The sequence below is a fragment of the Yersinia vastinensis genome (assembly GCF_044905075.1).
Lineage (GTDB): Bacteria > Pseudomonadota > Gammaproteobacteria > Enterobacterales > Enterobacteriaceae > Yersinia > Yersinia vastinensis.
The window spans coordinates 3,784,272-3,808,500 of sequence record NZ_CP173260.1 but is presented as its reverse complement, the minus strand read 5'-3'; the positions used below and the strand labels follow the sequence as shown (position 1 = coordinate 3,808,500).

Below are 24,229 nucleotides of genomic sequence, written 5' to 3'. Positions count from 1 at the left end.
GTTATGGTTGCGGTACGAAGTGCACATTTGAATCCGGCGGGCGAGTTTGCTCTCGACGATTGGATCGCCAGCTTGGGGCTTCCCAATCCGCAGTCATGTGAGCGATTAGCCGAAACCTGGCGTTACTGTGAGCAACAAACGCAAAACCATCCCGATGCCTCGCTGTTGTTGTGGCGTGGTCTTGAAATGGTTGAAATTCTTTCCACCCTGAGTATGGATAATGACAGTATGCGCGCGGCGCTACTGTTCCCGCTGGTGGATGCCAACGTGATTGATGAAGCCACGTTGACCGAACAATTTGGTAAAAGCATTACCTATTTGGTGCACGGTGTGCGCGATATGGATGCTATCCGTCAATTGAAAGCCACCACCAACGACTCCATGAGCTCTGAGCAAGTGGATAATGTGCGCCGGATGTTATTGGCGATGGTGGAAGATTTCCGCTGCGTGGTCATCAAATTGGCAGAACGCATTGCCCATCTGCGCGAAGTGAAAGACGCGCCGGAAGATGAACGCGTGCTGGCCGCCAAAGAGTGTTCCAATATTTATGCTCCGTTGGCTAACCGCTTGGGGATTGGCCAGATTAAGTGGGAACTGGAAGACTTCTGCTTCCGCTATCTGCACCCAGATGAATACAAACAAATTGCCAAGTTGCTTCATGAACGTCGTATCGATCGTGAGCAATTCATTGATGATTTCGTCGCAACATTGCATAAAGCGATGGCGGCCGAAGGCATCAAAGCCGATATTTATGGTCGCCCTAAGCATATCTACAGCATCTGGCGCAAAATGCAGAAGAAGTCGCTGGCCTTTGATGAACTGTTTGATGTGCGCGCTGTGCGGGTGGTAGTTGAGCGCCTTCAGGATTGTTATGCCGCGTTGGGGATTGTTCATACCCATTTCCGTCATTTACCTGATGAATTTGATGACTACGTTGCCAACCCTAAGCCCAATGGTTATCAGTCGATCCATACGGTAGTTCTGGGGCCGCGTGGTAAAACGCTGGAAATTCAAATCCGTACCCGCCAGATGCATGAAGATGCTGAATTGGGGGTGGCGGCGCATTGGAAATACAAAGAAGGTGCAGTGGCTGCGGGCCGCTCTGGTTATGAAGGCCGGATTGCCTGGTTACGTAAATTGATTGCCTGGCAGGAAGAGATGGCCGATTCTGGCGAAATGCTGGATGAGGTGCGCAGTCAAGTATTTGACGACCGGGTGTATGTGTTTACCCCGAAAGGCGATGTCATTGATTTACCTGCTGGCTCTACCCCACTGGACTTTGCCTACCATATCCACAGTGATGTTGGTCATCGCTGCATCGGGGCTAAAATCAGTGGCCGGATCGTGCCCTTTACCTATCAGCTTCAAATGGGTGATCAAATTGAGATTATCACTCAGAAGCAGCCGAATCCAAGTCGTGACTGGCTGAATCCTAACCTCGGTTATGTCACCACCAGCCGCGGGCGTTCTAAGATTCACAACTGGTTTAGGAAACAAGACCGAGACAAGAATATTCTTGCAGGTCGGCAGATGCTGGATGATGAACTAGAGCACATGGATATCAGCCTAAAAGAGGCCGAGAAACTGCTGGTGCCACGCTATAACATGAACTCTATGGATGAAGTGTTGGCGGCAATTGGTGGTGGTGATATCCGGCTGAACCAGATGGTGAATTTCCTGCAAGGGAAACTGAACAAGCCAACGGCGGAAGAGGCGGATTTAGAAGCATTACGTCATCTGAACAATAAAACTCAGCAGCCACCACGCAATGCTAATAAAGACAGCGGGCGTATTGTTGTCGAAGGTGTGGGCAATCTGATGCACCATATTGCCCGATGCTGCCAGCCGATTCCGGGTGATGAAATTATTGGCTTTATCACTCAGGGGCGAGGGATCTCCATTCACCGCGCAGATTGTGAACAATTAGCTGAATTGCAGTCTCATGCACCTGAGCGAATTGTCGATGCTGTCTGGGGCGAAAGCTACTCAAGCGGCTATTCACTGGTGGTGCGAGTGACGGCCAACGACCGCAGTGGTTTATTGCGCGATATCACCACCATTTTGGCAAACGAAAAAGTCAATGTGCTGGGGGTTGCTAGCCGCAGCGATACCAAGAAGATGGTGGCAACCATTGATATGGATATTGAGATTTACAATTTGCAGGTATTGGGGCGGGTGTTGGCGAAACTGAATCAGTTACCGGATGTGATAGATGCCCGTAGGCTCCACGGCAATTAAGAGTGCTATTTGGGGGGCTGGGCAGTTTGGCCATGGCTCTTTGCCTTGACTTATATAGTGAAAATAATGAATCAAAATCAAACCACATCTGACTCTACGGCGTTAGCTTTGCAGCGGCTGCTGGATATCATGCGCCAGTTGCGAGACCCGGAGCGTGGGTGTCCGTGGGATCGTAAGCAGACTTTTGACACCATAGCACCCTATACTTTGGAAGAGACCTACGAAGTGCTTGACGCGATTCAGCGGAAAGATTTCGACGATCTTCGTGATGAATTGGGTGATTTACTGTTCCAAGTGGTGTTTTATGCCCAAATGGGGCAGGAGCAAGGGCTGTTTGCGTTTGATGATGTGTGCCATGCGATTAGCGACAAATTGGTTCGCCGCCATCCACATGTGTTCCCAGATGCGCCGCAAAACACCTCAGAAGGAATGATTGATAGTGAGGTAGCACTGGCTGGTTGGGAGTCACGTAAAGCGGAAGAAAGGGCGGAGAAAGCGCTCTATTCAGCTTTGGATGATATCCCTGATGCACTGCCTGCGTTGATGAAAGCCCATAAAATACAAAAGCGCTGTGCATCCGTCGGTTTTGACTGGGACACATTAGGGCCAGTATTGGACAAAGTTTACGAAGAGATTGATGAAGTTATGTTCGAGGCACGGCAAGCTGTCGTGGATGAAGAGAAGTTGGGCGAGGAAATCGGCGATTTATTGTTTGCTACGGTGAACTTATCCCGTCATTTAGGTCACAAAGCCGAAAATGCCTTACAGGCCGCTAATCGTAAGTTTGAGCGTCGTTTTCGTCAAGTAGAACAAATAGTTAGAGCATCAGGTAAGACTATGGAGAGTGCGACACTTGATGAGATGGAAATGGCTTGGCAGCAAGTTAAAAAGCAAGAAACTGAAATGTAAGGTGTTTTAATTCATTCGACGGATGGTTGTTGAATTTTAATTACGTTAATATATTGAATTATAACGGATAGCAAGACGATGTTCTGTACGATAAACGCGGTGAAAACGGTCGCTGGTGCGGAGATCATTTGTAGCGAAACCAAGGTTCGGGTATACTACTTTCCCGTCTTGGTTCTTCCATCGTCTTTAAACCTAAACTCTCAGGTTCAGCATGACAACTAATTATATTTTTGTGACCGGCGGGGTCGTATCCTCTCTGGGTAAAGGCATTGCCGCAGCCTCCCTGGCGGCTATACTTGAAGCCCGTGGCCTCAACGTTACCATCATGAAACTGGACCCGTACATCAACGTGGATCCGGGCACCATGAGCCCGACACAGCACGGGGAAGTTTTTGTCACCGAAGATGGTGCTGAAACCGATCTGGATTTAGGGCATTACGAGCGCTTCATTCGCACTAAAATGACCCGTCGTAACAACTTCACCACTGGCCGTATCTATTCTGAAGTTCTGCGCAAAGAACGCCGTGGCGACTATCTGGGTGCGACTATTCAGGTTATTCCTCATATCACCAATGCAATCAAAGAACGCATCATCGAAGGTGGTGAAGGCCACGATGTTGTTTTGGTTGAAATTGGCGGCACCGTAGGTGACATCGAATCCTTGCCATTCTTGGAAGCTATTCGCCAGATGGCAGTAGATGTTGGCCGCGAGCACACACTTTACATGCATCTGACGTTGGTTCCCTATCTGGCTGCTGCCGGTGAAGTGAAAACTAAGCCAACGCAACACTCGGTAAAAGAGCTGCTTTCAATCGGTATTCAGCCGGATGTGCTGATTTGCCGTTCTGATCGCGCAGTTCCTGCTAATGAACGTGCCAAAATCGCTTTGTTCTGTAATGTGCCAGAAAAAGCGGTTATCTCCCTAAAAGACGTTGATTCCATTTATAAAATCCCGGGCCTCTTGAAATCACAGGGCCTTGACGATTATATTTGTAAACGATTCAGCTTAACTTGTCCTGAAGCAAATCTTGCCGAGTGGGAACAGGTAATATACGAAGAGTCGAATCCGGGTGGTGAAGTCACCATCGGGATGATTGGCAAATACGTAGAATTGCCGGATGCCTATAAATCTGTGATTGAGGCGCTGAAACACGGTGGGCTGAAAAATCGCCTGACGGTGAACATCAAGCTTATCGATTCGCAGGATGTTGAGACACGCGGCGAAGAGATGCTCAAAGGATTGGATGCTATCCTCATTCCAGGTGGTTTCGGCTACCGCGGTGTGGAAGGCAAAGTTCTGGCGGCGCGTTTCGCTCGTGAACACAATATTCCTTATCTGGGCATTTGCCTGGGTATGCAAGTTGCACTGATGGAGTTTGCCCGCAATGTTGCGGGGATGGAAAACGCGAACTCCACAGAATTTGTGCCAGACTGTAAGTATCCGGTGGTTGCATTAATCACCGAATGGCGTGATGAAAACGGCAACGTTGAAGTCCGTACGGAAGAAAGCGATTTGGGCGGTACCATGCGTGTGGGTGGGCAGCAATGTCACCTGGTCGAGGGTAGCCTGGTTCGTCAGATGTACGGCGAACCGACCATCGTTGAGCGCCATCGTCATCGCTATGAAGTAAACAATATGTTGTTGAAGCAGATTGAAGCCGCCGGGTTACGTGTAGCAGGGCTTTCTGCGGATAACAAACTGGTGGAAATTATCGAGCTGCCAAACCACCCATGGTTTGTGGCTTGCCAGTTCCATCCGGAATTTACTTCGACGCCACGTGATGGTCACCCGTTGTTTGCCGGCTTTGTGAAAGCGGCTGGTGAATATCAGAAGCGCCAGGTGAAATAAAATATTTGGTAGAAGGGGCGGCAGAGATGTCGCCCCCTCTGTCTGGAGTTTTAGTTTAACTTGTACTGAGGAAAATCTAATGTCCAAAATCGTTAAAGTCATCGGTCGCGAAATCATCGACTCCCGTGGTAATCCAACTGTAGAAGCCGAAGTTCATCTGGAAGGCGGTTTTGTTGGTTTGGCTGCGGCACCATCAGGTGCTTCTACTGGTTCCCGTGAAGCACTGGAACTGCGTGACGGTGACAAATCCCGTTTCCTGGGCAAAGGCGTTCTGAAAGCCGTTGCAGCAGTTAATGGCCCAATTGCTCAGGCAGTTTTGGGTAAAGATGCAAAAGACCAGGCTAACATCGATAAAATCATGATCGATCTGGACGGCACTGAGAACAAATCCCAGTTTGGCGCTAACGCCATTCTGGCTGTTTCTCTGGCAGCAGCGAAAGCAGCAGCAGCGTCTAAAGGCATGCCTTTGTACGAACACATTGCTGAACTGAATGGCACCCCAGGCAAGTTCTCTATGCCATTGCCTATGATGAACATCATCAACGGCGGTGAGCACGCAGATAACAACGTTGATATTCAAGAGTTTATGATTCAGCCAGTGGGCGCTAAAACTCTGAAAGAAGCGGTTCGCATCGGTTCTGAAGTGTTCCATCACTTGGCTAAAGTTCTGAAAGCTAAAGGTCTGAACACTGCTGTTGGTGACGAAGGTGGCTACGCGCCAAACCTGGGTTCTAACGCCGAAGCACTGGCTGTTATCGCTGAAGCGGTAAAAGCAGCAGGTTACGAGCTGGGTAAAGACGTTACTCTGGCTATGGACTGTGCAGCATCTGAGTTCTACAAAGACGGTAAATATGTTCTGGCTGGCGAAGGCAACAAAGCTTTCACTTCTGAAGAGTTCACTCACTTCTTGGAAGAGCTGACCAAACAGTACCCAATCGTGTCTATCGAAGACGGTCTGGACGAATCTGACTGGGATGGTTTTGCTTACCAGACCAAAGTTCTGGGTGACAAAATCCAGTTGGTTGGTGATGACCTGTTCGTAACCAATACCAAGATCCTGAAAGAAGGCATCGAGAAAGGTATCGCTAACTCTATCTTGATTAAATTCAACCAGATCGGTTCTTTGACCGAAACTCTGGCTGCTATCAAGATGGCGAAAGATGCAGGTTACACCGCGGTTATCTCTCACCGTTCAGGCGAAACCGAAGATGCTACCATTGCCGACTTGGCAGTAGGTACCGCAGCAGGCCAAATCAAAACAGGTTCTATGAGCCGTTCTGACCGTGTTGCTAAATACAACCAACTGATCCGTATCGAAGAAGCGCTGGGTGACCGCGCACCATTCAACGGTCTGAAAGAAGTTAAAGGCCAGTAATTACTGCGCTTTATCTTTTGTAAAAGTTGATTGATAAAACCCGCTTCGGCGGGTTTTTTTATGGCATAAATTTTTCAACGCAACCGCCTATCACTTTGTGCTTTTTTAATGTTGTTCCCCGGTATTAGTCTAAAACTCGTCGGTATCACTCATCTGAATTATTTCAATTTCACTGCTGTCGTGCAGATAACTCACTAGCCGTTATCATTAATGAGTACCCGTATGATTCAATAATAATCGATAAAGGAAAATAACCGATGAAACTGAAATACTTACTGTTACCGGCGATACTTTTCTCTGGCAGTTTATTGGCGGCAGATGTCATCGTCACCATGAACGAAGCACTGCCAGCGGGCAATGGCAAGGCGCTTGGCACGGTGACTGTGACAGAAACCCCTTATGGCTTGCTATTTACCCCTAATTTGACTGGATTGGCTGCGGGTATCCATGGCTTCCATCTGCATGAGAACCCAAGTTGTGCTCCGGGGCAGAAAGAGGGCAAAGCGGTAGCAGCACTGGCGGCAGGCGGGCATTTTGATCCGCAAAAAACCAGTGAACACCTTGGACCTTATAGCGATAAAGGGCATTTGGGTGACTTGCCAGGGCTAGTGGTCAATGCCGATGGTACCGCGACTTATCAGGTGTTAGCCCCGCGCCTGAAATCGTTATCAGAAGTGAAGCAGCATGCGTTGATGATTCATGCCGGCGGCGATAACTATTCTGACCATCCAATGGCTCTGGGGGGCGGTGGGGCACGAATGGCCTGTGGTGTCATTGAGTAACGGACTGATACAAACAAACTGGCAGCCACTGGGTTGCCAGTTTGGTGACAGAACCGGAATCTGCGATAATCGCCCATTGGTTTGAATGACGATAGAGATACTGATGCAGTACCCGATTAATGAAATGTTCCAGACCTTGCAAGGCGAGGGCTACTTCACCGGTGTTCCGGCGATATTTGTGCGCTTGCAAGGCTGTCCAGTGGGTTGCAGTTGGTGCGATACCAAACATACTTGGGAAAAAGACGCTGATCGGGAAGTTGATATGCAGCGCATTATGGTGAAAACAGCGGAAAGTGATGCTTGGGGAACGGCCACTGAACAGCAGCTATTGGATATCTTTATCCAGCAAGGGTATACCGCGCGCCATGTGGTGATAACCGGTGGTGAGCCTGCTATTTACGATCTCTTTCCCTTAACTTCGCAACTGGAACAAGCAGGATACAGCTGCCAGATTGAAACCAGTGGCACCCATGAAGTGCAGTGTTCGGCGACAACGTGGGTGACCGTTTCACCCAAAGTGAATATGCGGGGTGGTCTGAAAGTATTGCCGCAGGCACTGCAACGCGCCGATGAAATTAAGCATCCGGTGGGGCGTTTGCGGGATATCGAGGCACTTGAGGAACTGCTGGCAACGCTTGATGATGATAAAAAGCGGGTTATTGCTTTACAGCCAATTAGCCAGAAAGAAGACGCGACCAAGCTCTGTATTGAAACCTGCATTGCCAAGAATTGGCGGTTGTCGATGCAGACGCATAAATATTTAAATATAGCCTGATGACCACGCGCCCTTGACGCCGCAGCGGTGTTGGCTGCACTCCCTTACCCGAATCACTTACTGATGTAAGCTCATCGGGATAAGTCCACTTGCCGCCTTGCTGTGACGTCAAGGGCGCTGGGGTCATCTGAGTTCTTACCCGCGATAGACACAGCCTGCTGAACAGGTTTCTTTCACCATTACCGCACTTAGCTCAGGCAATTGCGGCTTAAGCTGTTGCCAAATCCAACTGGCTAGCACTTCACTGGTAGGGTTCTCTAAACCGGGGATATCGTTTAGGTAGTGGTGATCCAGACGTTCCCAAATTGGCTTAAATGCAGCTTTGAGATCAGCAAAATCCATCACCCAACCGGAGTGAGCATCAACTTCACCTGTAACCTCGATGCGGATCATAAATGAATGGCCATGCAAGCGACCGCATTTGTGACCTTCTGGAACATGGGGCAGCCGGTGAGCGGCTTCAAACTGAAAATCTTTAAATAGGGTGGTGCTCATCATTCTGACCTTATTGACTCGAAAAACCGCCGCATAGTACCGGAAAGCACCGATGCTGGCTATGAATGCGCGTAATGGAGAGCACTATTCGGTCTACCGCGCCCCTGCTTATCCCTCGTAGCTTACTGATTTATATACAGACAGGCCAAATCAAGTGTGTGTAATCCGCGAGAGTCAATTTCTTTAATAAGTTGAACACTTTAACTCATATCTATTATCTGAAAAACCGCTTAGTCGTTTTGGTTATTAATTATTTCCATCGCTTCTTTAATTGTTATTATCAGGATGGTTAACCTTACATTCAGAGTATCTTTGGCATAAATCATTCGAGCCTTCAATTAATCGCACTAAAAGCTATCCCAAAGTCATTAACGTTACAGGTACGTAGCCTACGAACCCATTCTAATGAACTTACACAAGTAAGTGATTTGGGCGAGTGAGGGCAGCTCCCCCTGAGATGCTAAGTACGAAGGGTAGTGAAAGCATAAGGGAATTCGTACCGCAATGACGACTCAGGCCCCTCCTACTTCTATACTCCCGCTATCGCCGGAGCAGTTAGCCCGCTTGCAGACAGCGGTTGGTGAGTTTTCCCCAACCCAAATGGCATGGTTATCTGGCTACTTCTGGGGCATGGTTAACCAACAACCCGGTGCAGTCGTTGCTCCTGCGGTGGCGGCCCCTACGCCGGTAACGATTACCTTGATTTCTGCTTCACAAACCGGCAATGCGCGGCGTTTGGCTGAACAGTTACGTGATGATCTTCTGGCGGCCAAACTTAACGTCAACTTGGTTAATGCCGGTGATTATAAGTTTAAACAAATAGCACAAGAACGCTTACTCATCATCGTCGCGTCCACTCAAGGGGAAGGGGAACCTGCGGAAGAAGCCGTGGCGCTGCATAAATTCCTATTCTCTAAAAAAGCGCCGAAATTACCAGAGACGACTTTTGCCGTATTTGGTCTAGGGGATACCTCATACGAACATTTCTGTCAGGCGGGTAAAGACTTCGATAACAAACTGGCCGAACTGGGAGCGGAGCGGTTATTGGAGCGCGTTGATGCTGATGTGGAATATCAAGTATCAGCACAGCAATGGCGACAACAGGTGGTTGCTGCATTGCAGGCCAGAGTGCCAACTCAATCTACGCCAGCAGTGGCAATCACACCAAGTGGTGCTGTTGATGAGATTACCTCTAGCCCTTATAGCAAAACTTCCCCCTTGACTGCACAGCTCTCCGTTCAGCAAAAAGTGACGGGGCGTCACTCAGAAAAAGATGTGCGTCATATTGAAATTGATCTCGGTGACTCTGGGTTGCGCTATCAGCCGGGCGATGCGCTGGGGGTCTGGTTTGATAACTCGCCAGAACTGGTAGAAGAGCTGCTGGCGCTATTGTGGCTTAAAGGTGATGAGTCAGTCAGCATCGATGGGCAGAATATGCCATTGTCGCAGGCACTACGTCGTCATCTTGAACTGACACAAAATACCACGGTGATTGTGGATAAATACGCGGCACTTTCCCGTGATGAAACACTGATTGGGTTACTGGCCGATAAACCAGCGTTGCAGCAATATGCAAAAAATACTCCAATTGTCGATATGGTGCGCCAAGCTCCCTCTGATCTGAATGCTGATCAATTGGTTGCGCTGTTACGGCCACTCACACCGCGTCTATATTCCATTGCGTCATCACAAGCCGAGACGGAAAATGAAGTGCATATTACCGTCGGTGTCGTGCGCTATGACATTGAGGGCCGTCCAAGAACGGGGGGAGCTTCGGGTTATCTGGCTGACCGGCTGGAAGTCGATGGTGATATCCGCATTTTCATCGAACATAACGATAACTTCCGTTTACCGACGAATCCTGAGACGCCCGTCATCATGATTGGCCCCGGCACGGGCATCGCGCCATTCCGTGCTTTTATGCAGCAACGTGAAGCAGACGGAGCTACTGGCAAAAACTGGTTACTCTTTGGCAACCCACACTTTACTGAAGATTTTCTCTATCAGGTTGAATGGCAGCGCTACGTTAAAGACGGCTTGCTGACCCGCATTGATCTGGCTTGGTCGCGCGATCAGGCCCATAAAATATACGTACAAGATAAACTGCGCGAACAAGGTGCAGAACTGTGGAGCTGGATCCAACAAGGCGCCCACATTTACGTCTGTGGCGATGCTAACCGCATGGCTAAAGACGTTGAGCAGGTTTTACTGGACGTGGTGGCTCTGCACGGTGCAATGGATACCGAGCAGGCTGATGAATATTTAAGTGAGCTGCGCCTGGCGCGCCGTTATCAGCGGGATGTGTACTGATGAATGAAAAACACCCAGGGCCACTGGTCGTGACGGGAAAACTGTCCGATGGCGAGCGCATGAAGTCACAAAGCAACTTCCTGCGTGGGACGATTGCACAAGACTTGAATGATGGGCTGACTGGTGGCTTCAACGGCGATAATTTCCTGTTGATCCGTTTCCACGGCATGTATCAGCAAGATGATCGTGATATTCGCGCAGAGCGTGCAGAGCAGAAGTTGGAACCACGCCATGCCATGATGCTGCGCTGTCGTTTACCCGGCGGGATCATCACGCCGCAGCAGTGGTTGGGTATCGATAAGTTTGCTGCGGATAACACCCTGTACGGCAGCATTCGTATCACTAACCGCCAGACATTCCAGTTCCATGGCATTCTGAAAGGGAATGTGAAACCAGCTCACCAATTGCTCAATCAATTAGGTTTGGATGCGCTGGCTACAGCAAACGATGTTAACCGTAATGTGCTTTGCACCTCGAACCCTGTGGAGTCGGTGCTGCATCAAGAAGCCTATGAGTGGGCGAAGAAGATTTCTGAGCATTTGCTGCCGCGTACCCGTGCTTATGCTGAAATCTGGTTGGATGCGGAGAAAGTGGCAACCACCGACGAAGAACCCATTCTAGGTGCGACATATTTGCCGCGTAAATTTAAAACCACAGTCGTTATTCCACCGCAAAATGATGTGGATCTCCACGCCAATGATCTTAACTTTGTCGCTGTCGCCGAGAAAGGTAAGTTGGTGGGCTTCAACGTGCTGGTGGGGGGCGGGTTATCCATTGCCCACGGTGATAAAAATACGTACCCACGTAAAGCTAGCGAGTTCGGTTATATCCCACTGCAACATACGTTGGCGATTGCTGAAGCTGTAGTGACAACTCAGCGTGATTGGGGTAACCGCACTGATCGTAAAAATGCTAAAACCAAATATACGTTGGAACGCGTTGGTGTTGATGTCTTTAAAGCTGAAGTTGAAAAGCGCGCTGGGGTGAGTTTTGGTGCGATTAAACCCTATCAATTTACCGGTCGTGGTGATCGTATCGGCTGGGTGAAAGGCATCGATAAAAAGTGGCATTTGACGCTATTTATTGAAAATGGTCGTCTGCTGGATTATCCCGGACGTAGCCTAAAAAGTGGTGTAGCGGCCATTGCTAAAATTCATCAGGGTGATTTCCGTTTAACGGCGAACCAGAATCTGATTGTGGCGGGAGTCCCGGAAAAAGACAAAGCGCGTATTGAGGCTCTGGCTCGTGAGCATGGGCTGATGGATGACAATGTCAGCCCGCAGCGCGAGAATTCGATGGCGTGTGTTTCATTCCCAACTTGCCCACTGGCAATGGCGGAGGCAGAACGTTTTCTACCGGAGTTTGTGACGCGGGTGGAAGGGATTTTACAGCAACACGGTATTGCGGATGAGCATATCGTTCTACGAGTGACCGGTTGCCCGAATGGTTGTGGTCGTGCTTTGCTGGCTGAGGTTGGATTGGTGGGTAAAGCGGTTGGGCGCTATAACCTGCATCTGGGAGGCAATCGCGAAGGAACACGTATCCCCCGGATGTATCGCGAAAATATTACCGAAGATGAAATTCTGGCTATCACTGATCAATTGGTCGGGCGTTGGGCGAAAGAGCGCCAACTTAATGAAGGTTTCGGTGATTTTGTCATTCGTATTGGTGTTATTGCTCCGGTGATTGATTCTGCCCGTGATTTTTATGACGTTCAGGAGGCGGTGTGAGCCAATTTAATTTGAGCGAACTGAATGCGTTGCCAAAGGCGGAGCAAGCTGCGGCATTGGCGCTGGTTAATGGGCAGCTTGAACATTTCACCGCTCAAGAGCGCGTCAGTTGGGCGTTAGAAAACTTGCCCGGAGAGTTCGTGCTCTCTTCCAGCTTTGGTATTCAGGCAGCCGTTTGTTTGCATCTGGTTACCCGCCAACATCCCGATATTCCGGTGATTTTGACGGACACGGGGTATCTGTTCCCTGAAACTTATCAGTTTATTGATGACTTGACGGAGAAACTTAAGCTTAATTTGCAAGTATTTCGTGCCCAGCAAAGCCCAGCCTGGCAAGAGGCCCGCTACGGCAAATTGTGGGAACAGGGTGTTGAGGGCATTGAGCGCTATAATGACCTGAATAAGGTTGAGCCAATGAACCGGGCGCTGGAAACGTTAGGTGCCCAGACGTGGTTTGCGGGCTTGCGTCGTGAGCAATCGGGCAGCCGTTCACAACTGCCTGTTCTGGCTATTGCGCGCGGTGTCTTTAAGGTTCTTCCCATCATTGATTGGGATAACCGGCAGGTTTACCAGTATTTGAAACAAAATGACCTGAGTTATCACCCGTTGTGGGAGCAGGGCTATCTCTCTGTCGGGGATACTCATACCACCCGTAAATGGGAACCGGGTATGAGTGAAGAAGAGACGCGTTTCTTTGGCCTGAAACGTGAATGCGGTTTGCATGAAGGCTGAGTGACAGCAAAATAAACCGTCAGGGCGCAGAGAGCGCCCTTTTTTGTGGCCATTAGCGAGCCATTCGCTCTTGGGCGAGTTCTGCCAGAAACTGGCTGCGATTCTTATAGCCACTGTGGGTGGCGATAAACTTATCAATCGCAGTGAGTAGATTTTGCGCCATGCCTCGCAAGGTGAACATTATTTTTTAGCCACCGCCAATTCTTGTATCAAGGGTAGCAATATTTTTACGCTGTCGCGGCTACGTTTAGTGATACGGTTGGGTAAAAATTTATCCAGATAATTTAAGTTATCTAATTGGCTTTGGTGACGAGTGACGCCCTGTGGAAAATGCTTGCTGATAGCTCGCTGCTGGCAGCCATCTTTCTTCCCTAAGGTATCGTTGCCAGCGTTGACAGATAACAACGGTATCCCCGCAGTATCAAAGACATTCTTCTCTGTCCGACACGGAGAGGTTACCTGATTTTTTATCGTGCTGGCGGTAATACCATAGCGGCGAGCCAGTGTGAGCGCTTGATCTCTTGCTGCAATAGCGGAGGGTTGCTTGCTGGCATTAAAATAGAGGCGATCACCGGTAATCAGACTATCTAAATTAATCACCAACAACGTGTTGTCCTTCTCAGCTTGACTCATACGTTGCAGATAGTTTTCAGTACCTTGTGCGCCTATCTCTTCAGCGCTAAGGGCCACAAAACGCAGTTCATAGCGTAGAGGTGCTGTTTTCAGGCGCTCTGCCAGTTCCAACATCACACCGACACCAGAGGCATTATCATCAACGCCCTGCAGTGTTAACCCGCCAAGATTTTTATCTAAATCATTATCACTTTGCGGCGTGTAAGTATCAAAATGCGCCATGATGATTATCTGCTTCTGGGCGTCAGGTTTCTCCGCTGATGCGTTACGCGCTGCAATCACTGACGTGGCACTGACATTGCGCCAGCTTTGTTTACCATTCTTACTGGTATAGAGATAACGGGTATTAAAACCACGCAAATTACTCTGGTAGCCCATTTGCTGAAAACGATGATTAATATACTCGGCAGCCAGTAGCTCGGCTGGGCTACCAGCCATACGGCCTGGAAAGTAGGTGCTAATATGGCGAATTTGCTGTTCAGCAATTTGACCGGTAGCGGGTGTTGTCGCTGCCTGAAGTGGCAGGACGGTACTGAAACTCAGAGTGAAAAGTGCCCACTTTAGGCAACGGCGGGAAAACATACCGAAATATCCTTGTTAAAGTCGCTGGTATGGATAACGCAGTTAGTATGGAAGCGTCAGGCTCAATAGACAATCTGTATGGCTCCTAAAGTGCAGATATTTATTCCCGTCATCTTTCAAGACGTAGGAGGTGCTGGCTACCATCATGACTCGACCCATCCATGGACCTCGCCTTTGCGAGGCAGCCGCAAGCCACGTTCAAATTTTATCCTGACAGATTTACCACTCAACTCATTGAGTTATCTCAATGCCTCGGGGCACTTATCTGTCAGTCGACAGCTATTGGGTATAGGTGAGCAAATAAGAAAATAGCTCACGGTGAGCATTGGCTAACATCGCTGCGAGCCGGACTATTGCGCCTATATATCATTATGGAACTTGTAATTACTTTTCGTCATTTCATAAGGCCATAACCCCCCCCTATAGTCACCCTACGCTTTATCATGTAATCGAAGGATGTTGTGGACTATCTACCTCTATTTGCCGACTTGAAACGACGCCCAGTATTGGTCGTTGGCGGCGGTGAAGTTGCTGCGCGAAAAATTGACTTACTCCACCGCGCTGGCGCACAGGTGCGGGTAGTGGCACAGACTCTTTCATCTGAACTTGAGCAGCAGCACCAAGATGGCCATATTCACTGGCTGGCATTGGATTTCTTGCCTGAACAGCTGGATGAGGTCTTTCTGGTCATTGCGGCAACTAACGACACCGAATTGAATGCAGCCGTTTTTAGCGCCGCTGATGAGCGACACATTTTGGCGAACGTGGTTGATGACCAACCGCGCTGTTCGTTTATCTTCCCATCGATTGTTGATCGCTCACCATTGGTGGTGGCTATTTCCTCCGCAGGTCAGGCCCCTGTATTAGCACGTTTACTCCGTGAGAAGTTAGAGGCTCTGCTACCCCATAGTTTGAGCGATATGGCGGCAGTCGCTGGGCGTTGGCGTGGGCGAGTTAAGCAGCACATCACGTCGATGAGGGCGCGTCGACGTTTTTGGGAAAATGCCTTCAGTGGCCGCTTTGCTCATTTGATCAGCCGCGGTCAGTTAACACAGGCAGAAGATGAACTGCAATTGGCGCTAGAGGGGCAGGGCAGCACTTTAGGTGAGGTTGCTTTAGTGGGCGCAGGTCCCGGTGACCCCGGCTTACTGACGTTGCGCGGTCTACAAGTTATTCAGCAGGCTGATGTGGTGTTGTATGACCATTTAGTCAGCCCAGAAGTTTTGGATTTGGTACGACGTGATGCCGAGCGTATTTGTGTCGGTAAACGGGCAGGGGCACATTCGGTTGCTCAGGAAGAAACTAACCAATTACTGGTCACATTAGCACAGCGTGGCAAACGAGTGGTGAGACTAAAAGGAGGTGATCCTTTTATTTTTGGCCGAGGTGGCGAAGAGCTACAAGTTGTGGCGCGCGCGGGGATCCCTTTTCAGGTGGTGCCTGGCGTGACAGCAGCTGCCGGAGCGACGGCCTATGCTGGTATTCCTCTGACTCACCGTGATCACGCGCAAAGTGTGACTTTTATTACCGGACATTGCCGCTCTGACGGCGATGATCTGGACTGGCAGGCTCTCGCGCGTGGCCGCCAAACATTAGCTATCTACATGGGCACCGTGAAAGCGGCTGAAATCAGCCGGCAATTGATGACCCATGGCCGGGCTAGCACCACGCCCGTCGCGGTAATTGGCCGCGGAACCCGTGCTGACCAGCAAGTGCTGACGGGCACTCTGGCGCAACTAGAGTCACTCGCACATCAGGCACCGACACCCGCATTGCTGGTTATCGGTGAAGTGGTGGATTTACATCACCAAATTGCCTGGTTTGGGCAACAACCGCAGACTGAACAGGCAATTAGCCCCTCAGTCGTGAATTTGGCATAAAGGATCTGTTATGGACGAAAAACGACTCACTCATTTGCGGCAATTGGAGGCGGAGAGTATCCATATCATCCGTGAAGTGGCCGCCGAATTCGGTAACCCAGTGATGCTCTATTCCATTGGTAAAGACTCGTCAGTGATGCTGCATTTGGCACGCAAGGCATTCTTCCCCGGGCATTTACCTTTCCCGCTGTTGCATGTGGATACCGGCTGGAAATTTCGTGAAATGTACGAATTCCGTGACCGTACGGCGAAAGCCTTTGGCTGCGAATTATTGGTTCACCGTAATCCTGAAGGTGTGGCGATGGGGATTAATCCCTTTGTTCACGGCAGTGCCAAACATACCGATATCATGAAAACTGAAGGCCTCAAGCAAGCACTGAATAAGTACGGTTTTGATGCAGCCTTTGGTGGTGCGCGGCGCGATGAAGAAAAATCGCGAGCCAAAGAGCGTATCTATTCGTTCCGTGACCGTTTCCATCGCTGGGATCCCAAAAATCAGCGCCCAGAGCTGTGGCATAACTACAACGGCCAGATTAATAAAGGCGAAAGTATCCGCGTATTCCCGCTTTCCAACTGGACCGAGCTGGATATCTGGCAATATATTTTCTTGGAAAACATCGACATTGTGCCGCTGTATCTGGCGAAGTCGCGCCCTGTGGTCGAGCGCGACGGTATGTTGCTGATGGTGGATGACGATCGTATCGATCTTCAGCCGGGCGAAGTCATTACTCAGAAAATGGTGCGTTTTCGCACGTTGGGCTGCTGGCCGCTCACCGGTGCCGTTGAATCGGAGGCTGAAACCTTGCCTGCTATTATCGAAGAGATGCTTATCTCGACTACTAGTGAACGTCAGGGTCGCATGATCGACCGTGATCAATCCGGCTCGATGGAGCTTAAAAAGCGTCAGGGATATTTCTGAGGAGCGCCCGATGAGCACAACATTTCAAAATAAACCTGTTTTTGATAACCCGGCAGTGTCAGAAGGCAAGTCAATGATTTTACAGAACACCTCGATTGCCCAGCAGATTGCGAATGAGGGTGGGGTGGAAGCTTACTTGCATGCACAGCAACACAAAACCATGCTGCGCTTTCTGACTTGTGGCAGCGTGGATGACGGTAAAAGTACCCTGATTGGCCGTTTATTGCACGATACCCGTCAAATCTACGAAGATCAGCTTACAACACTGCATACTGACAGCAAGCGCATGGGGACACAGGGCGAAAAGCTGGATCTGGCATTGCTGGTGGATGGCTTACAGGCCGAACGTGAGCAGGGCATTACTATTGATGTGGCTTATCGCTACTTCTCGACTGAAAAACGCAAATTTATCATTGCTGATACCCCAGGGCATGAGCAATACACGCGCAATATGGCCACCGGTGCGTCGACCTGTGATCTAGCCATTTTGTTGATCGATGCGCGTAAAGGGGTGTTGGACCAAACTCGTCGCCACAGTTTTATCGCCACCTTATTGGGTATCCGCCATTTAGTGGTGGCAGTGAACAAGATGGATTTAGTGGACTATCAGGAAAGTGTTTTCGAGCAGTTCAAAGAAAACTATCTGAGTTTTGCCGAACAATTGCCCACCGACTTGAATATCAAATTTGTGCCATTGTCCGCATTGGATGGTGACAACGTGGCCTCGCCGAGCGAGAAAATGGACTGGTACTCCGGTCCGACGCTACTTGAAGTGCTGGAAAGTGTCGATGTGGTGAATGCCAGCCGTCAGCAACCACTGCGTTTCCCGGTGCAGTATGTTAACCGGCCCAATTTGGATTTCCGGGGTTATGCTGGCACCTTGTCTGCCGGTATCGTTCGAGTCGGACAAAAAATAAAAGTGCTGCCTTCAGGTGTGGAATCTACCGTGACACGCATTGTGACTTTTGATGGTGATTTGACTCAAGCCACACCGGGTGAAGCAATTACATTGGTGTTGGCGGACGAAGTGGACATCAGCCGTGGTGATCTGTTGGTTGACGCCGGAGAGACGCTAAAAGCGGCTCAGAATGCGCTGGTAGATGTGGTATGGATGGCCGAACAGCCACTGGTGGTTGGGCAGAGCTATGACATCAAAGTGGCCGGGAAAAAGACCCGTGCACGAGTTGAAAATATTCAATATCAGGTTGAGATTAACTCGCTGACTCAGCGAGTGGTTGAAAGTCTGCCGCTCAACGGTATCGGCTTGGTTGAACTGGCGTTTGATGAGCCGTTGGTGCTGGACAGTTATCAGCATAATCGGGATACCGGCGGGATGATCTTTATTGACCGCTTGAGTAATGTCACCGTCGGTGCCGGTTTGATTCGAGAAACTATCGAGTCGGTTTATCAAGAAACGACCGAATTCAGTCCTTTTGAATTGGAACTGAATGCGCTGGTTCGTCGCCACTTCCCGCATTGGGGCGCACGTGACCTGCTGGGAGGGAAATAGCGTGCCTGCTGATGAGAATATTGTCTGGCACCCGCATGCTGTGACCCAGGCCGATCGTGAACAACAACATGGGCATCAGGGTGTGGTGCTGTGGTTTACCGGTTTGTCGGGTTCGGGAAAATCGACTTTGGCCGGTGCGCTGGAGCAGGCGCTGTTTGCCCGTGGTGTCAGCACTTACTTACTTGATGGCGACAATGTGCGCCATGGTTTATGCCGTGATTTGGGCTTCGCTGATGCTGACCGGCGGGAAAATATCCGCCGGGTTGGGGAAGTCGCCAAATTAATGGTTGATGCTGGTCTTGTGGTGTTGACGGCCTTTATCTCCCCCCATCGAGCCGAGCGACAAATGGTGCGAGATATGCTGGCTCCGGGTCAGTTTATTGAGGTATTTGTGGATACGCCGTTGGCAATTTGCGAGACTCGTGATCCTAAGGGATTGTATAAAAAGGCCCGCGCCGGAGAGCTGAAAAACTTCACCGGTATCGACGCTGTTTATGAATCCCCTGAGCAGGCCGATGTGCATTTGCAGGGTGAACAATTAGTAACAAATTTGATTGAACAATTGTTAGACGTGCTGCGTGGTAGAGCTATTATCAGATCCTAAACGTATCCCCTTCGTACTTAAAACTACAAGGTTGTTCGCTGCAAGAACTCTCCCGAATCACTGACTTTGATGTTAGCTCATCGGGATGAGTTCGCTTGTTGCCCGCCTATAGTTCCAATGATGTTGGGTATATATGTCTTATGATTGCCTGGCGAAACGTCCTGAGAACGTGCCGGCAAACTGTACCTACGGGATCTTTATGCAGAATGTCACCCAGATTACTATCGACGAACAGCGGGAACGGGAGGAGCCGTCATACTCCTTTCTCGGTGGCGTCACTGGCTTTGTTTTCTATTGGTTGGCCTTCGCGATCCCATTTTTTGTCTACGGCCCGAATACGGTCTTCTTCCTGCTCTATACTTGGCCCTTCTTTCTAGCATTGATGCCGGTTTCTGTACTGATTGGTATTACGCTGAGTATGCTGTCGCGCGGTAATCTGTTAGCCACGGTTGGTGGGACGGGGATTGCGGTGGTGTGCTTGTTCTGGATGCTGTTTTCATTTCTCACCGGCTGGTGAGTGTAAAATCAGCAGGCTGTTTGGGATTCACCCGCTAACAGCCGCATCAGTTTTTCCTCAAATTAATCTGTCGTCAGTTAGGCTTGCGCTGACAGCACTTTGCTGAGGAAGGCTTGTGTCCGTGGGTTACTAGGGGCTGTAAAGATATCTTCCGGTTGCCCCTCTTCTTGAATTACCCCTTGATCGATAAACAGTACTCGATCAGCGACATCGCGGGCAAAGCCCATTTCATGGGTGACAACCACCATGGTCATTCCTTCCAGAGCCAATGCTTTCATCACTGCCAGCACTTCGCCTACCAATTCGGGATCAAGCGCTGAGGTTGGCTCGTCGAATAGCATAATTTTTGGCTCCATCGCCAAGGCTCTGGCAATGGCGACGCGCTGTTGTTGCCCCCCGGATAAACTGCTCGGATAGGCATCAATCTTGTCCAGCAATCCCACTTTACGCAGTAACAATTCGGCCCGCTCTATGGCTTGCGCACGCGGCAGTTTTTTGACATCCATTGGTGCCATAATCAGGTTTTCCAGCACCGTCATATGGGGGAACAGATTAAAGCGCTGGAATACCATGCCGACACTTTCGCGCATACGGTTAAGATCCGTTTTGGGATTATGGATCTCAAAGCCGTTGACGGTTATCTCACCGCCAGACAACGTTTCTAGCGCATTAATGCAGCGTAAAAAGGTGCTTTTTCCTGAACCGGATGGGCCGATGATGCAAACCACCTCTTTGGGTTGGATATCACAGGAAATACCGCGTAATACATGGGTTTCGCCAAATTGTTTTTGCAGGTTATGTACGTGAATCACTTTTACCAAACCTCTTTTCCATATGCCGCACTAACAGCGAAAGTAAGAACGTAATAACCCAATAAACCAGAGAGATGGTCAGGTAGGGTTCCCAATAGGTGGCATAGGCGCCAGACACAGTGCGAGCGGCATAAGCTAAATCAGCCAACCCAATGGCGGATGCCAGCGATGAGTCTTTCACAATAGCAATGGCATTATTACCTAACGGCGGCAGCATACGGCGGAAAGCCTGTGGCAGGATAACCTTACGCATGGTTTTGCCGTAGCTCATCCCCAGCGAGCGGGAGGCTTCCATTTGACCACGATCAATGGATTGAATACCCGCGCGAAAAATCTCAGAGACATAGGCCCCGGCATTTAGTGTGATGGCAACCACACAGGATAAAAATGCACCGTAATCAGAACGCAGCATTCTGGCAAAGTCAGAGGACATAATGCCATTGGTGACTAGAATGCCATCCCGTGGATTGATAAATAGCGGCACCAATGCGAAATGCACCACCATGATTTGCACAAAGAGCGGCGTACCTCGAATGGCGCTGATATAGATACGCACTGGCCATTGAACAAAGTAATGTAATACCGGCTTCCAGATACCATGAGGTGCCTGCGCTAACCGTCCCAATCCCAGTGTTAAGCCCCAAGTGGTGCCTAAAATCACACAGATAATAGTGCACTTTATCGTCATCCAGGCACCGTCCATAAACAGTGGCGCGTATTCCTGAATGATTTCCCAACGAAATCCTGACATAAGCCAATCCAAAAAACCTTGGTAATCGACGTTACTGCGGTATTCACCGCCCGGCTGTAACGTCAATTATTTGAGGTCTAAAAAAGGTGTATTAAAAAATTATTTTGCAGGCTGAGTGGCTGCAGGCAGTGTAGGTACCTGTGCATCAAACCATTTTTCGTAGATTTTGGCATAGGTGCCGTCAGCGACGATCTTCTGTAAACCGCTATTGATTTTATTGCGTAATTCTTCGTTGCCTTTCGCGACCGCGATACCGAAATATTGGCGTTCAAACTTGTCATCAGACACCAGCTCAAATGCTTTCTCTGGATGCGTTTTCAGGTAGAACTTGGCAACACCCACATCACCGACAGCAGCAGCGATGCCATCTTCATACAACTCCTGCAACATCAACGGGGTATTATCAAAGCGCTTGATGGCGGTACTGTTTTTACCCAGTACATCAGATACCACGATATCGCCAGTGCTGGAGTTCACCACGCCAACATTCAGATCTTTCAATGCGGCAATGGAGTCCACTTTAGAGTCTTTAGGCACCACTATGGTTTGTTCTGCGGGGAAGTAAGGGTCTGAGAAATCAACCATTTGCTTACGCTTATCGGTAATGGTGATGCCAGAAATAATGATGTCGCGATCACCTGAACCTAAGGTGGCAAAAATGCCTTCCCACGGTGTATTGACCAGTTTGACCTGAAAACCTTCGGCCTTACCGATAGCCTTAATGATATCGATATCAAAACCTTCCAGTTGTTTTTGGCTATTCTCATACTCAAAGGGGCGATAAGTACCACCGGAACCCACCACATAAGTCGGTTCGGCAGCAATCACGCTGCCCGCAGATAGCATGGCTGCCAGGCAAGTTCCGACCAGCATTAAACGTTTAAACATGTAAATCTCCCGGTTCATAGGCAAAAGTAAATGAAAGTGTGATTTTCTATTTATGCAGTTTGAGTGCATAAAAATAAACTTTTATACCTCTAAACTCAACTGTGATAGGGGTTATTTATTTATGGCGACATTAAATATGCATATTTGCTTTATTGATTGGTATAAGCTAACGGCAAAAACAACTTTCCTAGTGTTTACCTCTGCATGATGCATTCATCAACTATTGCTTGGATGAATGTGGGCTGAAAACGCGCATTTAATGACATTTTGTAGATTGGCATGGTATTTTTGCCGGAAATCGTCCTTAATCTACGCCTTGTGGCCTATTTCCGTTACAGAGTGGAGTCCGACGAAAAGTTGTGGGATGATTAGGCAGTTTTTCGGGGGGCGGGAATGGGAAAACTTACGCTACTATTACTGGTTTTACTTGGCTGGTTACAGTATTCATTGTGGCTGGGCAAGAATGGTGTTCATGATTTTGTTCGGGTTAAGGATGACGTTGCTCTTCAAGAGGTTAATAACGGTAAACTTAAGGCCCGAAACGATCAGCTATTTGCTGAAATTGATGATTTAAACGGTGGTCAAGAGGCTATCGAAGAACGCGCACGTAACGAACTGGGTATGATTAAACCCGGCGAAAGTTTCTATCGTCTGGTTCCTGACCAATCCGGACGCAATGCGGGTATCCCTTCGACGCAAAATAACGCACAACAATAAATAATGAGTAATTTCGCAGTTTCCCTTCCTGACATCGTCGCTGTATTACCCGCGGCGGGTATTGGCAGCCGTATGCAGGCTGATTGCCCTAAACAGTATTTAATGGCTGGTGGCAAAACAATCATTGAACACGCTATTTTTTCTTTGCTGAGTCATCCTCGGATTCAGCGGATTATCGTCGTGATACATCCGCAGGATCAGCAATTTTCTTCGTTACCTATTGCTAAGGATCCACGCATCAGTGTTGTCCACGGTGGTGAACAGCGCGCTGATTCGGTGATGGCTGGCTTACAATATGCCGGTCAGGCCGAGTGGGTTCTGGTGCATGATGCGGCTCGTCCCTGTTTGCATGCTGATGATCTTGAAAAATTATTATCGATAATTGAGCACAGCAAAGTCGGGGGAATTCTGGCAGCACCGGTTCGTGACACAATGAAGCGGAGTGAGGCGGGCGTTCAAGCGATTGCCCATACGGTGGATCGTCAAGCGCTATGGCATGCTCTTACACCTCAACTCTTCCCACTTGAGTTATTAAAAATGTGCTTATCCCGCGCCCTGCAAGATGGGGCGGTAGTCACCGATGAGGCTTCAGCATTAGAACATTGCGGCTATCATCCGATACTGGTTTCGGGTCGTTCGGATAATATCAAGGTGACGCGTCCAGAAGATCTGGCGCTGGCAGAGTTTTATTTAACTCAACGACGCAACACAAATTAATTGGAGTGTCATTAATGCGAATTGGCCATGGTTTTGATGTTCATAAATTTGGCGGCGAAGGCCCATTGATTATAGGTGGCGTGCGAATCCCTTATGAAAAGGGTCTATTGGCACACTCTGATGGTGATGTCGCATTACATGCGGCAACTGATGCATTGCTGGGAGCTGCGGCCTTAGGCGACATCGGAAAATTATTCCCCGACACCGATCCGGCGTTTAAAGGTGCGGATAGCCGTGGCCTATTGCGTGAGGCTTATCGTCGCATTTTGGCGAAAGGATACCGGCTTGGAAATCTAGACATCACGATTATTGCTCAGGCGCCGAAAATGGCCCCTCATATTCCACAAATGCGCGTTCATTTGGCGGAAGACCTACAATGTCATATGGATGATATCAACGTAAAAGCCACCACGACCGAACAGCTCGGTTTTACTGGCCGTGGCGAAGGTATTGCCTGCGAGGCGGTGGCTCTGTTGGTTAAGCAGTAATTATTGGTTAAGGCATA

The 24,229-nt window shown here is 49.3% G+C and carries 22 protein-coding genes and 1 pseudogene; 17 read left to right on the top strand and 6 right to left on the bottom strand.

The genetic code is table 11. The features are described from left to right. Nucleotides 1-3: 3 nt before the first annotated feature. The 6 genes from relA to queE all read left to right on the top strand — a co-directional run bounded on the left by relA (nt 4) and on the right by queE (nt 7,928). Entirely contained in the window at nt 4-2,238 is a 2,235-nt protein-coding gene (gene relA, locus ACIOG0_RS17740) for a GTP diphosphokinase (protein ID WP_050100375.1), read from the top strand. Between the two features lie 66 nt (nt 2,239-2,304). Beyond that, nucleotides 2,305-3,147, top strand: coding sequence for a nucleoside triphosphate pyrophosphohydrolase (gene mazG / locus ACIOG0_RS17735; protein ID WP_128451268.1), 843 nt, complete (start codon nt 2,305-2,307; stop codon nt 3,145-3,147). 211 nt (nt 3,148-3,358) lie between these two features. Beyond that, nucleotides 3,359-4,996 (top strand): glutamine hydrolyzing CTP synthase, encoded by a 1,638-nt coding sequence (gene pyrG, locus ACIOG0_RS17730; RefSeq protein ID WP_050100373.1) that lies wholly within the window; start codon nt 3,359-3,361, stop codon nt 4,994-4,996. A gap of 79 nt (nt 4,997-5,075) precedes the next feature. Further along, the gene (eno, locus tag ACIOG0_RS17725; RefSeq protein ID WP_050100371.1) at nt 5,076-6,371 is read left to right on the top strand and encodes a phosphopyruvate hydratase; all 1,296 of its coding nucleotides are present in this window, start codon (nt 5,076-5,078) and stop codon (nt 6,369-6,371) included. A gap of 257 nt (nt 6,372-6,628) precedes the next feature. Continuing rightward, complete coding sequence (gene sodC / locus ACIOG0_RS17720; RefSeq protein ID WP_050100369.1) at nt 6,629-7,153, top strand: superoxide dismutase family protein; 525 nt, start codon at nt 6,629-6,631, stop codon at nt 7,151-7,153. A 103-nt stretch (nt 7,154-7,256) separates the two neighbouring features. Beyond that, nucleotides 7,257-7,928, top strand: a complete 672-nt coding sequence (gene queE / locus ACIOG0_RS17715; RefSeq protein WP_050100367.1) for a 7-carboxy-7-deazaguanine synthase QueE — start codon at nt 7,257-7,259, stop codon at nt 7,926-7,928. A 135-nt stretch (nt 7,929-8,063) separates the two neighbouring features. Here the strand turns inward: queE and queD are convergent, their stop codons facing one another. Beyond that, nucleotides 8,064-8,423, bottom strand: a complete 360-nt coding sequence (gene queD, locus ACIOG0_RS17710) for a 6-carboxytetrahydropterin synthase QueD (RefSeq protein ID WP_004706268.1) — start codon at nt 8,421-8,423, stop codon at nt 8,064-8,066. 504 nt (nt 8,424-8,927) lie between these two features. Here queD and cysJ point away from each other — a divergent pair. From cysJ to ACIOG0_RS17695, 3 genes are read left to right on the top strand one after another with little or no spacing between them, the layout of a single operon-like run. Further along, nucleotides 8,928-10,733 carry an NADPH-dependent assimilatory sulfite reductase flavoprotein subunit gene (gene cysJ, locus ACIOG0_RS17705; protein ID WP_050100366.1) on the top strand — a complete coding sequence of 602 codons (1,806 nt, stop codon included), beginning with the start codon at nt 8,928-8,930 and terminating at the stop codon, nt 10,731-10,733. After that, the gene (gene cysI, locus ACIOG0_RS17700) at nt 10,733-12,463 is read left to right on the top strand and encodes an assimilatory sulfite reductase (NADPH) hemoprotein subunit (RefSeq protein ID WP_050140493.1); all 1,731 of its coding nucleotides are present in this window, start codon (nt 10,733-10,735) and stop codon (nt 12,461-12,463) included. Before cysJ ends, cysI begins: the two co-directional genes overlap by 1 nt. After that, nucleotides 12,460-13,194, top strand: coding sequence for a phosphoadenylyl-sulfate reductase (locus ACIOG0_RS17695; protein ID WP_050100362.1), 735 nt, complete (start codon nt 12,460-12,462; stop codon nt 13,192-13,194). The genes cysI and ACIOG0_RS17695 overlap by 4 nt, the downstream gene beginning before the upstream one ends. A 52-nt stretch (nt 13,195-13,246) precedes the next feature. On the opposite strand, the pseudogene ACIOG0_RS17690 reads toward ACIOG0_RS17695, so the two are convergent. Together ACIOG0_RS17690 and ACIOG0_RS17685 are read right to left on the bottom strand one after the other, a co-directional pair. Continuing rightward, nucleotides 13,247-13,357 (bottom strand): annotated as a pseudogene (locus tag ACIOG0_RS17690) (HicB family protein); the annotation flags it as partial. Nucleotides 13,358-13,374: 17 nt separating this feature from the next. Further along, nucleotides 13,375-14,409, bottom strand: a complete 1,035-nt coding sequence (locus tag ACIOG0_RS17685) for an aminopeptidase (protein ID WP_050140495.1) — start codon at nt 14,407-14,409, stop codon at nt 13,375-13,377. A gap of 461 nt (nt 14,410-14,870) precedes the next feature. On the opposite strand from ACIOG0_RS17685, the gene cysG reads away from it, so the two are divergent. From cysG to ACIOG0_RS17660, 5 genes are all read left to right on the top strand, one after another. Beyond that, nucleotides 14,871-16,289 carry a siroheme synthase CysG gene (gene cysG / locus ACIOG0_RS17680; protein WP_128451267.1) on the top strand — a complete coding sequence of 473 codons (1,419 nt, stop codon included), beginning with the start codon at nt 14,871-14,873 and terminating at the stop codon, nt 16,287-16,289. A 10-nt stretch (nt 16,290-16,299) separates the two neighbouring features. Then, entirely contained in the window at nt 16,300-17,208 is a 909-nt protein-coding gene (gene cysD, locus ACIOG0_RS17675) for a sulfate adenylyltransferase subunit CysD (protein WP_050100357.1), read from the top strand. A 10-nt stretch (nt 17,209-17,218) separates the two neighbouring features. Then, complete coding sequence (gene cysN, locus ACIOG0_RS17670) at nt 17,219-18,718, top strand: sulfate adenylyltransferase subunit CysN (RefSeq protein ID WP_174846797.1); 1,500 nt, start codon at nt 17,219-17,221, stop codon at nt 18,716-18,718. Then, nucleotides 18,657-19,322, top strand: coding sequence for an adenylyl-sulfate kinase (gene cysC / locus ACIOG0_RS17665; RefSeq protein WP_164908344.1), 666 nt, complete (start codon nt 18,657-18,659; stop codon nt 19,320-19,322). The genes cysN and cysC overlap by 62 nt, the downstream gene beginning before the upstream one ends. Nucleotides 19,323-19,521: 199 nt before the next feature. Further along, entirely contained in the window at nt 19,522-19,839 is a 318-nt protein-coding gene (locus tag ACIOG0_RS17660; protein WP_050100526.1) for a DUF3561 family protein, read from the top strand. Between the two features lie 77 nt (nt 19,840-19,916). Here ACIOG0_RS17660 and ACIOG0_RS17655 read toward each other — a convergent pair whose 3' ends face one another. The 3 genes from ACIOG0_RS17655 to ACIOG0_RS17645 all read right to left on the bottom strand — a co-directional run bounded on the left by ACIOG0_RS17655 (nt 19,917) and on the right by ACIOG0_RS17645 (nt 22,290). Further along, nucleotides 19,917-20,651, bottom strand: a complete 735-nt coding sequence (locus ACIOG0_RS17655; RefSeq protein WP_050100356.1) for an amino acid ABC transporter ATP-binding protein — start codon at nt 20,649-20,651, stop codon at nt 19,917-19,919. Next, a complete protein-coding gene (locus ACIOG0_RS17650; RefSeq protein ID WP_050100355.1) occupies nt 20,635-21,402 on the bottom strand; it encodes an amino acid ABC transporter permease in 768 nt (255 codons plus the stop codon). Before ACIOG0_RS17650 ends, ACIOG0_RS17655 begins: the two co-directional genes overlap by 17 nt. A gap of 99 nt (nt 21,403-21,501) precedes the next feature. Further along, nucleotides 21,502-22,290, bottom strand: coding sequence for a basic amino acid ABC transporter substrate-binding protein (locus tag ACIOG0_RS17645; RefSeq protein ID WP_050140497.1), 789 nt, complete (start codon nt 22,288-22,290; stop codon nt 21,502-21,504). A 393-nt stretch (nt 22,291-22,683) separates the two neighbouring features. Here ACIOG0_RS17645 and ftsB point away from each other — a divergent pair, with 393 nt between their 5' ends. From ftsB to ispF, 3 genes are read left to right on the top strand one after another with little or no spacing between them, the layout of a single operon-like run. Continuing rightward, on the top strand, nt 22,684-23,007 hold the full coding sequence (gene ftsB / locus ACIOG0_RS17640; RefSeq protein WP_050100352.1) for a cell division protein FtsB: 324 nt from the start codon (nt 22,684-22,686) through the stop codon (nt 23,005-23,007). A gap of 3 nt (nt 23,008-23,010) precedes the next feature. Next, on the top strand, nt 23,011-23,724 hold the full coding sequence (ispD, locus tag ACIOG0_RS17635; RefSeq protein WP_050100351.1) for a 2-C-methyl-D-erythritol 4-phosphate cytidylyltransferase: 714 nt from the start codon (nt 23,011-23,013) through the stop codon (nt 23,722-23,724). A 14-nt stretch (nt 23,725-23,738) separates the two neighbouring features. After that, nucleotides 23,739-24,212, top strand: a complete 474-nt coding sequence (ispF, locus tag ACIOG0_RS17630; RefSeq protein WP_050100349.1) for a 2-C-methyl-D-erythritol 2,4-cyclodiphosphate synthase — start codon at nt 23,739-23,741, stop codon at nt 24,210-24,212. Nucleotides 24,213-24,229 lie beyond the last annotated feature (17 nt).